This is a genomic window from Streptococcus sp. oral taxon 431, from assembly GCF_023110115.1.
In the GTDB taxonomy this organism is placed as follows: domain Bacteria; phylum Bacillota; class Bacilli; order Lactobacillales; family Streptococcaceae; genus Streptococcus.
Genome location: NZ_JALDVP010000012.1, coordinates 1 through 11,310, shown reverse-complemented (window position 1 = coordinate 11,310; position 11,310 = coordinate 1). Strand labels below are relative to the sequence as shown.

Sequence of the window (11,310 nt, the reverse complement as noted above, 5' to 3'; positions counted from 1 at the left end):
TTTCTTTTAAGTACAAGGTGTCATTTAAGGCAATGGCAAGGTCTACAATAGGATCTTTATGCCCGTCAGCATCCATATTAGTCCCAGCGTATGAGATATAGGTCTCCTTTGTCAGTTTATCGTAAACAGCAATCGCAGCAACACCCGAATCTGGATCATACATTTTGTCTACGATTTCATAACTATCCTTATCTATACCTGCATCACGCAAAACCCCTACAGCCATCTCTATCGGATCATTACCACCCGCAGTATAGGCTATCTCGTATTTATATACAGCATCAGATAAAACGGCTGACATTTCAACTCGACGATTACTTTTTTCAATTTCATTCATTGATTATCCTCCCGTTGTTTAAATATAGTTAAATCTATTTGAACAGCCTCATCCTTAGATTCCATTAGTATTGAAATTCCATAGATTGTTCCACTAGAGTAATCTAATATTATTCGACAGGTTGTATCCTCTGGCATATCGTACTTATTTTTAAGATATTTATAGAGGTCAGAATGATTTTCTGGTTCATATATAATATCACGAAGCTCTGTTTCTGCACTCTTAAAGGTTTCTTTTATATTCAAGGAAGCGAAATAATCTCTTTGTACTACCAAATTAAGGATTTCCTCATCAAATAAAGGATTTATCTCAGACTCATAATTTAACTTACCATTAGAATATGTAACCGGAACAGTTTCTTTATCTTCCCCAAGTGTTATTGTGTAATCACCTTTAATGTCAGCTTGATTAATATCTAAGTCTACTGCGTATTTTTTTACTTCATCTTCAGTTTTTATATAGACTCTACTAATGTATATCTTTAGTCCGGTAAAATCCTTCTTATCTTGCTCTAAAAATTTAAATATAGGTTCAAAGGTTTTTTCAAATTCGTACTGTTTTTTTGTTCTGTTTTTGGGAATGGTTTCACCACCCAAACTACATCCATTCAATGATGCTGCTGTCATAAGCATGATTCCTCCTATCAGTAACCATAAAATTATTTTTATTTTTTTCATCTTTCTTTACTCCGTGATTATAATATCCACTATTGATTTGTGATTGCATCTTTAATCAAGCCTTTAGCGCATCAATGCCTTAATCTTAATGTATGTACTCTCACAAACAAAATAATGAACTTGATTTTCTAACATAGTCTCTCTTAGAGGTTTCTTTGCGACGGGTACAATAGTTTGGTCATTGAGCCTCATGCTAATCAAAGCTTGTTTGAAACCTTTGGCTAAGCGCAACGGAGCCTCAATATTACGAGAAATACTTTGGTTCGTAATAACAAGTGAAGCATAGCCTGCTAGTAAACCTTGTTTAAAGATAAACTCTAGTCTCTTTTGCGCCACAGGTGTTAAATTCCCAATTATTTCCGTGATATTATAAAGAACAATGGTAACTACATGTTCCTTTAATCCCTCTTGATTTCGCTTATGAATTTCCGATTCAAGAAGCTCTAGCCTATTTTCGATGTTTTGTACCTCATCCTCATAAATGACTTCTTCCCCAAATCTCTCAAGATCGAGTTTAGAAAATTTCGGTGCCAAGACGATGACTTTCTGTTTCCCTTTGGCAATGTGTTTCACCAAAGCTGTCATCTGCTCTTCTTTATCTGTTAGGTAGAGAAGATTTCCTTTAGCTAGGTTCCAAGTAACGGGCTCAACTGTCTCCAAGTCAAGTCCTAATGGCACGAGTCCATGTTCATAGGCAGTCTGCACGCTGGCTCGGCTATAGAATTCTTTCTCCGTCAACTCCTCTGGCACCATAGGGATGGCACTTGGGCGTTGTCCTGTCCAAGCTTCTTGGAGGGAAGCGACTGTTTGGCGGAGGTTGTTGAGGACTTGGGTGTCGTTGGCTCCAGAAACTGGAAGTGCCAACTGAATGACATCGACTTCCTCACGCTTGATGAGGGCACGTCCCTTGATATCTTCCATGGTCATGGCGAGTGGTGTAGCTCCCACAATCACACGCACTTCACTCGCTTCATTCTGTGGTAGACTCAACTGGTGCTTGAAGTTGGTGTAGAGTTGAGCTCGTAGGTTGGTCTGGCGACCCGCTGTCATCAAGAGGTGCACACCGATGCTGAGACCTTCACGAGAAATTCTCACTAGGAGTTTGAAGAGTTCTGCCTCATAGGTCTCTTCTTTGATAGCTTCATAGCTATCTAAAAGAATGACAATAGCTGGTTCTTTCTGACCACTGGCCTGACGGTAGAGTTCCAATGTCCCAACGCCATAGTCAGAGAGAAGTTTCTTCCGACGATTAAGTTCTTTCTCCATGATTCGTACAAATTTAGAGATTTTCTCCGTTTGGTCCAAAAGCATGGTATCAGCCACCTGCGGAAGTTTAGATAGTGGAGCCAAACCATTGGTTCCAAAGTCCATCAAGTACATAGTCAGGTCCTTCGGACTGAACTTACGAGCCAAGTCCATTCCTGCAGACTGAAGGAAGGTTGTCTTTCCAGTACCCGGACTTCCATAGAGAAGGACATGTCCGTCCTTGGCGAGATTGATAGAGACAGCTTCCTGTTTCTGTGCCTGTGGAATATCTGCCATTCCAAGGAGAACGGAGAGTGGTTTCTCTTGTTCCCAGGCTACTGTCGGTTGCACTTCTTCTAACTCCTCAAGCGTAATGCGTTCCTTGAGCGGTGGCAACCATGGCTGCGGTACTGGAGGAATCTGCTGCTCTTCACACATGAGTTGAATGTTGTGCACAATCGCATCTAACTCTGTCGGAACTTCCTTGATTTCATCCGCATCCTCTAAGCCCGATAAGTCTTCGTTTAGGATTTCATATTGTCCCAATTCATTGATCAGGTAGATGGTATGGTCTTCAATCCCCATATCATCCTTTTCTGGCTGGTAATCTGCTCCTGACCATGCTGACTGGAAGAGTTCATAGACTTCGTTATTTCCGACCTGCAGATAGGCGCGTCCAGTCTGTGTAATTTCAGCTGCATCCGGCGTATGAAGCATTTCATTCGAGTCAGAGCGGTCCGCCACTTTGAGGGCAATCTTAAAGCGTGAGTTGGACCAGATCTGATCATCTACTACTCCTGATGGCTTTTGAGTTGCTAGGATCAAGTGGACCCCTAGAGAACGTCCGACCCGAGCGATAGATACCAACTCCTTGATAAAGTCTGGCTGGTTGGCCTTGAGCTCCGCAAATTCATCCGAGATGAGAAAGAGATGTGGGAGAGGTTCTTTCGCTTCTCCATTTTTAAATTTCTTCTGATATTGATTGATATGATTTACTTCAAATTCCCTAAAGAGTCGTTCACGACGATGGATCTCTGCATTGATTGAAGCTAGAGCACGCATGGATTGGGCACCATCTAAGTTAGTGATAGTTCCCAAGAGATGGGGTAGGTTTTTAAAGAGATTGGCCATCCCACCACCCTTATAGTCAATCAGCAAGAAAGCTACATCATGAGGATGGAAATTGACAGCTAGAGACAGGATATAAGATTGGATGGTCTCTGACTTCCCTGAACCAGTCGTCCCTGCAATCAAACCATGAGGCCCATGAGCTTTTTCATGAAGATTGAGTTGAACCAGATCGCCTTGACCTCGTAAACCAATCGGAACAGCCAAACTCTTGTAAGGCGCGTTCTTTTCCCAGCGGCTAGATACCTGTAAGTCTTCAAATGTTTCTGCTCCATACATCTCCATGAAAGTAACTGAATCCGGAATCGAACTTTTGAGATTTTGAAGGTGATTGAGAGGTGCTAAGGTTCGAGCAATACGCTCCTTGTCATAATCGACTGGAAAATGATCCAAGTGGAAGTCTGTTTCTTTCAAAACTCCTTCTTCCATGACAAGTTGTCCTGTATTGCGGTCCTTGATGTTGATCACTGTCTGAATATTTTCAGACAAGGAACTCATCACATCCTCTACAAAAACGAGAGAACAACCCAAATCTGTTGGATCTTCTGTAAAGAATTCCATAATGACATGGTCCAATATTAGCTTTTCATCTGTCACTAAAACTACGTAATGAGGGTGGAAAAGTGTACTTTCTTTATGTGATGTTTCTTCCTTTTGACTACGACGTAGTTTCAAGATTTGGTTCAAACTATTGAGAACCTGGTCACGTGTCCGTTGATTGTATACAAATCCTCGCACATTGAGCTCTTGAAGTTTGGCATGTGGAAGCCAACGCATCCAAGACCACTGTTCTTTTTCCTCTTCAGGCAAGATGGTAATAAATTGCACATCATGATAAGAATGGAAAGTAGCTATCTGCATGACTAACAACTGAAGTTGTTCTAAAACTAGATTTCTTGGACCAATATACCCCACCGGCCCATGGCTTAGATTGGCTGGAATCGGCATATCCGGGATTTTTTTATGTCGACTATAGAGGGCGTATCCCTCTTCCTCTAAAGCATCTTTCTTCCCACTTCGTTCTCGTTGCCCATAATTTAACTCATAGCTAGTTGGGAGTTTTCCTAATCCTAGACGATAATAAAGGAAGTCAAAGTGCAAGGGGGTCTTTTCATAAATCCTGTGATTATAACTCTCAACGAGGTCAGTCAACTCCAAAACAGTTGGAAAATGGTAGTTCATCCCTTCTTTTTGTTCCCGCTCCAGACGAGTCAATTCCATGGCCTTGTCCTTTAGATAAAGGTGATAGAGATCAATTCTCTCTTTTTTATCAGCCTTGTACTTTTTCCGATTTTTGAAAAAGCCTCGGATAGAGAAAATCATTGTGGTGATTGACATTCCTACTGTCGCAAGAATATAAATTCCTCGAGGTTGAATCAACGTAATCAGGATTGTTACCCCAATCATCATAAGAGGTGGAATGATCAATTTCAATAGTTCATCACTAGGTTTAACTGGTTCCTGACCTGGAGGGTTTATCAATATTTTATCTTCACTACCACGATAGATGATTCTTGGAGAACGATGATAATCAGGATACTCTTCATAAAAGGCATAACGAGATGGCTCTCTCAATGTCAATTGTTTCCCAACTTGAGCCGGTCCTTGAATCCAAATCTCATCTGGATAGAGTTTAATTGTCACCGATCCTAAGCTCAGCTCATCCCCAAAACTAATTAGTTGTTGCTCGTTTTGCTCCAAATGATTATTTCTATAGAACTCCCCTTGCATTCGAGTCAAAATCCATTGATTTTGAGTTTTCTGCAATAATAGCTCAATCTCTGCATCTAGACTGATAAGAGCACCCTTATGAGAACCTATCTGAATTTCTGACAGATCCAAAAGATCATAAATTTTTGTTTCTCCTTCTCGGAGATAAAAGACAACTTCACCCAAGCCTAGAGCGTTTTTCAGCAGGCCTACTTCGTCACCATACTGATAAAACACCTCGTCACCGTCAACTTTAAGTTGAATTGGCATTTCCTGTTGTGAAAGGTACACTTGAGCCTTTTCAGTTGCACCAATCAAGACAGTTTTATCCGCACCTAATTCTACTTCATAACGTAGACCTTGGCTGTAGAAAATGATTTGTTTTTTCATAATTTCTCTCTTGGTCTCCTTTAATTGTTAGAGGAAGTGCTAGGACTAGATTTCTTTTCCGAAGAAGGCTTACTTTCAGAAGTCTTATCTTGTTGATTTGTAGTAGTGGACTTGTTAGCACTAGAATCATTTGTCAATAACTGACTTCGACTATCCCAGTATTTCTTGTACTCACTCTCCAATGCATTCAACTTACTTTCACGATCTTTTCCTGATAGCTTATCATCTTCTCGAACTTGCTTGATTTCTTGAGTCAACGCATAGAGAATCAAGTCACTATCATTAATCCGTTTAGCAATATCGAGAGCTTCTTCAAAACGGTTGCGCCCAATTTGGATCCAGTAAGTCAAATAAAGTTCATCTGACTTGAGAGTCACATTATTCAAAATAACTTTCTTTTGGTCATCAGAAAATTCCAATCCCTGAATATAAGAGTATGCCAGTTCATACTTTTGAGTATTTGGTAAATTAGACGGAGTAACACCCTCCAGTTCCGTAATAACCCCACTATAATCCACTTTTATAAAGGCAGTATCAGCCTGTAGCATCTTTTCTTTGAATGGATTTTGCACAAAAATCAAATAAATAAGTGGAATGGCCAACAAAACTACGCTAGCTGACAACCAGATTGTAGCCAACTTAAAAACACGATGTTTTCTACTTGGAACCAATACCAAATCAGCCTGTTCTTTCGTATATTTCTCGACATAATATTTTTCAAGAATTGAAACTGCAGATGCAATATCATTAGCTTGGCACAAATCATTTAGGAAATCTGGTAAAGTTTCTAGTTCCAGAGAACCGTTGTAGAGATCCATAAAGTCCAAATCGGTAAATAAAGTTACTGTAAAACACTTGGCTTGACGTAGAAAATCTTCTGGAGATATAGCCTGAGGAACCATCAAATCTGGAATTCCACGATAAGCAATTTTAGCTTGTGCATCTTTGGTAATAAACAGATTCATTGGATGCAAAAGAAAGGTTACCGGTAACTCTAAAGCTCCCTCTAGACTAAAAACGTTTAGAGCTAAACGAATCCTCTCTGAAATTGTGCGATTCTTCACTTCATCATAACTTAATCCATAAGGCTCTACTTGGTAAGAAAAAGTCACACTGTCCTCATCAGATACCATGGATTGCTCCAAGAACAATGGATGGTGTAAATCCAACAGCAAAAGCTCTCGTAGATCTTGACTAGCTACATCTGAACGTTTGAGTTTTAATTCCCAGGTAGTTTCATTTTTTTCATAGATAAATGGTTGTCCACCAAATACAAATTTTTCTTCAGTCACCTATATTTCCTCAATTTCTACTAAATCTCCTGTCGTCATTGGATAATCAGACAGATGTTTTCCTTCATCAATCAACAAACCTTTATTGACTATTCTTAATTGGTATTTTTTTCGCTTTATTCCTGGATTAAAAATCGTATCAATTTCTCGGATTAGACGACGTACTTCAATCTTTCGGGGAATTCGAACATCCACATCCCTATCTTTCAAGCGCAGGGTAATATTGATATGTTGCTCCATTACTTTTGTATCTCCTGTCTGATTTATCCTTTTTCTATGTTTCTTGGACGAACTGTTAAAACATCAATCCAAATTATCTGCCATCACTCGGTAACTCATCAAACCAGTGACACCCATCAGCAATAGAACGACTCCTACATAGAACATCTCTGGCATAAAATTATTCAATTCTCCTCCAGTACCCTTATCTAAATTTGTTTGAAATTTAGATAATTTGCCGGAATTTGGTTGAAATAATTGTTCTTGCAAATTGTTTTTTACTGGTCCCTGTATAGCAGAAAACAGTTGTCCCCTTTCTGTGATCAACTGTTCTTCTTGATAATGTTGCATTTCCTGCAACTTCTTTTGGGTCGCTTCATTAAAAAGGTCTTTGACTTGTTCGGACTGAATACCAAACTTCAGTCCTTCTTTCTTCTCAAGTCGAGAATCATCAAGCTGCAGACTATTATCCTTTATATCATCTGCAGTAGCTGTTGAAACTACTGCAGACGCTACCAAGGTAAGAAGCAAAAGAAATATTTTTTTCATATTCTTAATTTCTATACTTTCTCAGTTTGATTTACTTGAAACCACAAACTTCCTGCTTTGATAAAAACGTTCATAACAATTAGAATTGCTATCACAAAAATCGTTGCGACAAAAACTATAATTGTGGCTGGATGTCCATCAAAATATCCTGAGAGCAAGCCTTCTAATATTGATAAAACATTAAGGTTTTTGATAAATGCTGGGAAGCCTGTTAGACTAGCTGTTGTACCGATAGCATTTGATAGGTACACAAAGCTAATCATCATAAAGAAGGCAAGTCCCATACCAATGACACGAAAATGTTTCAGTAAGAAATATTGTCCTTGAATCAGCACAAATCCAGCTAAAACAATTAATAAAACCCATGATGGTTGGTACTCACGACCAACTTGTAGCTGAATATTTGAAACGATACCAACGACTAGTCCAACAACAAGACTTAGCGCAGATAAGATCGTTACAGTCACAAGATCTGTATCATGTAGTTTATCCAACTTAAATTTATCTTTAACCTTACGAATAATATTTTGAGTCGCAAAGAGATAAGCTGTAAATAGACTCACAATTTCCAAAAGTAGAATCCACGTGAACGGACGATATACATTAACTGTTGCTTTTACAGAAGATGAATTTTGCGCAACTGGATTTGATAGGAAATTGAGCAAGACTTCATTTGGCACTCCATTTTCATAAGCATTATTTAAAACTTTCAAGAAAGATTCAACAAAGTTGCCATTGGCTGTTAATTCCTCGTTAAATTGGGTCATCAACGAATCAGCATCCTGCGAAAGTTTTTCAGTGCTAGTTTGCGCATTTGATAATTCACGATTAAAATTACTCAAAGTCTCATTCACTGATTCAGCCGCCTTCACATTGCTTTGAGAAGAAGTCTTCACACCTGCTGTTTCTGTTAAAAGAGCTGCAAAATCAGTATTTAGAGTTGTCAATTGCGTATTAGTGGTCTCAAAAGCAGTATTTCCGCCTGCTTGAGCCTTTTCCAAATCTTCTAGCTTCTTTTCTAACTGTTTGTACTGCTCAATTTGGTCATTGATTTTGGTATCCAATTCCTTGTTTGTATCCAAAACATCTTGCACATTTTTCTCTAATACAGGTTTCAACTTAGTCAATTTTGTTAAGGCCTTATCCACTTTGTCCTTAGCACCATCCGTATCTGTAGCACTGGCAGGAGTAGATAGACTATCTTCATATTTCTTCAGATTTGAAGTAATCGCTTCGTACCAAATATTTGTTAAAGCTGTAGAAACATTACTGTTTCGCAAATCTTTAATAGCATTATATGCTTTTAATAGTGAATCCACTTTTTGATAAGTAGACTCTATTTTCTGAACCTTTTGTCCGTAAGAAACCGCAGCTTTTTGAACATTTGCCACATCCACCGGAGCGCTAACTGCTTGAACATCATTTAATGAAATATCGATTGATTTTGGTGCAGATGTTGGAGCTGGAGCTGGAGTTGGAGTCGGATCTGGAGTTGCAGCTGAAGATGTTTCAGTTACACTGTATACTACTTTAAAGGTCCCACCAGTCTTCAAATCAATTTCTTGACCAAGCATTACCGGAGTGCCATCATAGGTAACTGATGCAACCGTCACTCCCGTTTCGGATTTCCATGTAACTTTAGCTTTTGTACCAGTTGTACCTACAGGAGTTGTACTTGTAATGGCTTGACTTTCCAGATTTTTCAAATCAGTTAAAGTTGTCCCCTCACTAGGAGTGCCCAAACTTTTTAATTTGCTATAGTCTAGGGAAGGTATAGTTACAGGTGAAATTCCAAAACCATTAAATACTTTTCCACTAAAATCTTCTGCTGGTAATTCAGATATTGCAGTTCCCAACAATCCTTCAATGGTTTTTTCAGCATTATCTAGATCCTTATTCTTAGCTTTGTCTAGAAATTGTGCAAGAGTGATGTTGCCCTTTTCAGTTGTTCCGTAATAAGCAACTAATTTTTCATCGATAAAGTTATTAATATCCTTCTTATGATTTTCAAACTTCGTTCGTTCTTCAGTCAAATTAGTTTGAAGTGCAGTAATCTCTTTGCTGATGTTTTCTGCTACTGTTTTATAGGAAGGTCCAACTTCTGATGACGTACCATCAGAAGAGGCTGTTGTTCCATCTATATTAGAAGTCAGACTACCTTGAGCGTCAATTAATTTCTTATAAGCTTTAACTTGTTCCTGAACGTCTTCCCGACTCTGAGAAATGAGCCGAGTGATAACATCGGCATGATTTTCCTTCTCGGAAACCCTCGCTTTAAGCAAATCAGCAATTTTATTACCATAAGCAATCTGTGAGGTATCATAGCGGTCAAAAATTTGCGTATAGCTTTCCAAACCTGTCTTTAAAGCATTGTTTGATTCTACTGAAGAACTAGACATGCTATAAAGGGTTGGAAAAAGATTTTTCGAGTTGATAGCTGTCCCATATAAATTGGTACGATAACTTCCGATATTGGTCGCTTGTATCTGTGAGCTAGCTTGGACATTTTTTTGTGCAGTATAAAGATTACTCAAAATGCTAGCCATATACATATCTACTAGTTGGCTATTCAGATCTGCTACAATATCTTTTGCTAGTTTATTGGCATCATTCTCAACCTGCAAATTTCCTTGTGCATTGATCTTATAATTGATAATGGTCTTGTCTACATTAATCTTATTGATATCCAATACTTTCTCAGAAAAGTCACTAGGAATCGTTAAAACTAGTTGGTATTTCCCACTTTCTAATCCAGCATCTGCTGTTCCTCGAGGTACAACGAACCAATTTTGCGAATTATCCCGCTCAATGTTTTTTACATAACTCGCACCTAGATTATACTCTTTCGTATCCATATATACGGGCTTATCTTCATTTACGATAGCCACATTTAATTTAGTCTGTTGGTTTGCTTTTTGATTGCTTTCATTGCTAATAGTAGTATTTTTTTGAACAGACAGATTCAAAAAAATCATCGAAGCGAGCAATAATAGTGCTAACAGACTACTTCCTACATATTTAAAAATCTTATTCTTTCCCATTTTTTCTTTTAATCATCTCCATAACAAAAATAGGAAGGCTCTCGCCCTCCTAAAGCCACTTATAACAAATTAATGAATTTGTGCTGCAAGATCTTGGTCGTTTTGCTCAACAATCTCAGCAACTTTATTCAACTGTGCATTAATTGCATCAAGCAAAGCAGCAAACTCTTCAATTTTTGGAGACAATTCTGTAAATTGTTGATCAAAACTCTCAAAAGCAGAGCCTTTCCAGTTTTCTCTAATTGTTTCCTGTTCGCTAGACAATGTATGAAGCACTTGTCTTACTTCCTCAGCACCATTAGTGTATTTTTGAGCAGAAGTACGTAGTTCTTCTGTTGTTAATTGAATTAAAGCCATGTGAAACTCCTTTAAATTAGTTTATAGTTTCATTATATCAATAAATGTCAACGGTTACAAGTATTAAACTTATTTTTATACTATTAAAAATAGAAAAAATCTGCTAGCAACTCTTCTTTGAAAGATAAGTAGTTTTCTATATAATAATAGAATAATTTATCCCTTAGCAGAACACTCTGTTCTATTATTAAAAAATCTATTCCTATAACGATGGACATTGCTACAGAAGTGGTTAGTCTTGATCTCGATAGAATCAACCCGAAACTAATCCAAATAGATAATCAAGTATTATAGAAGTGAACACTTTTTAGTATATCTTACTAATTAATCATCCCCAAAGCAATCATCAATCACATGACTGACAT

7 protein-coding genes and 1 pseudogene are annotated in these 11,310 nt (G+C 38.2%); all 8 read right to left on the bottom strand.

The genetic code is table 11. The annotated features are described in order from the left end of the window. Positions 1–301 (bottom strand): annotated as a pseudogene (locus M1F91_RS09070) (hypothetical protein); the annotation flags it as partial. 32 nt (positions 302–333) lie between these two features. Further along, positions 334–1,014, bottom strand: coding sequence for a hypothetical protein (locus tag M1F91_RS09065; RefSeq protein ID WP_247913452.1), 681 nt, complete (start codon positions 1,012–1,014; stop codon positions 334–336). Positions 1,015–1,077: 63 nt separating this feature from the next. Then, on the bottom strand, positions 1,078–5,487 hold the full coding sequence (gene essC, locus M1F91_RS09060) for a type VII secretion protein EssC (RefSeq protein ID WP_247913451.1): 4,410 nt from the start codon (positions 5,485–5,487) through the stop codon (positions 1,078–1,080). 20 nt (positions 5,488–5,507) lie between these two features. Then, the gene (gene essB, locus M1F91_RS09055) at positions 5,508–6,779 is read right to left on the bottom strand and encodes a type VII secretion protein EssB (protein WP_247913450.1); all 1,272 of its coding nucleotides are present in this window, start codon (positions 6,777–6,779) and stop codon (positions 5,508–5,510) included. Beyond that, positions 6,780–7,019 (bottom strand): EsaB/YukD family protein, encoded by a 240-nt coding sequence (locus M1F91_RS09050; protein WP_247913449.1) that lies wholly within the window; start codon positions 7,017–7,019, stop codon positions 6,780–6,782. Positions 7,020–7,082: 63 nt separating this feature from the next. After that, positions 7,083–7,547: a type VII secretion protein EssA gene (gene essA / locus M1F91_RS09045; protein WP_247913448.1), complete on the bottom strand. Its 465-nt coding sequence runs from the start codon at positions 7,545–7,547 to the stop codon at positions 7,083–7,085. 11 nt (positions 7,548–7,558) lie between these two features. Continuing rightward, a complete protein-coding gene (gene esaA / locus M1F91_RS09040) occupies positions 7,559–10,588 on the bottom strand; it encodes a type VII secretion protein EsaA (RefSeq protein ID WP_247913447.1) in 3,030 nt (1,009 codons plus the stop codon). 69 nt (positions 10,589–10,657) lie between these two features. Further along, positions 10,658–10,945 carry a WXG100 family type VII secretion target gene (locus M1F91_RS09035; protein WP_247913446.1) on the bottom strand — a complete coding sequence of 96 codons (288 nt, stop codon included), beginning with the start codon at positions 10,943–10,945 and terminating at the stop codon, positions 10,658–10,660. Positions 10,946–11,310 lie beyond the last annotated feature (365 nt).

What these genes read in the sequence shown, in the direction of transcription:
- M1F91_RS09065 (WP_247913452.1), bottom strand. Translation starts at nt 1,014, where the DNA reads ATGAAAAAAATAAAAATAATTTTATGGTTACTGATAGGAGGAATCATG.
- M1F91_RS09050 (WP_247913449.1), bottom strand. Translation starts at nt 7,019, where the DNA reads ATGGAGCAACATATCAATATTACCCTGCGCTTGAAAGATAGGGATGTG.
- M1F91_RS09035 (WP_247913446.1), bottom strand. Translation starts at nt 10,945, where the DNA reads ATGGCTTTAATTCAATTAACAACAGAAGAACTACGTACTTCTGCTCAA.
- essC (WP_247913451.1), bottom strand. Translation starts at nt 5,487, where the DNA reads ATGAAAAAACAAATCATTTTCTACAGCCAAGGTCTACGTTATGAAGTA.
- esaA (WP_247913447.1), bottom strand. Translation starts at nt 10,588, where the DNA reads ATGGGAAAGAATAAGATTTTTAAATATGTAGGAAGTAGTCTGTTAGCA.
- essA (WP_247913448.1), bottom strand. Translation starts at nt 7,547, where the DNA reads ATGAAAAAAATATTTCTTTTGCTTCTTACCTTGGTAGCGTCTGCAGTA.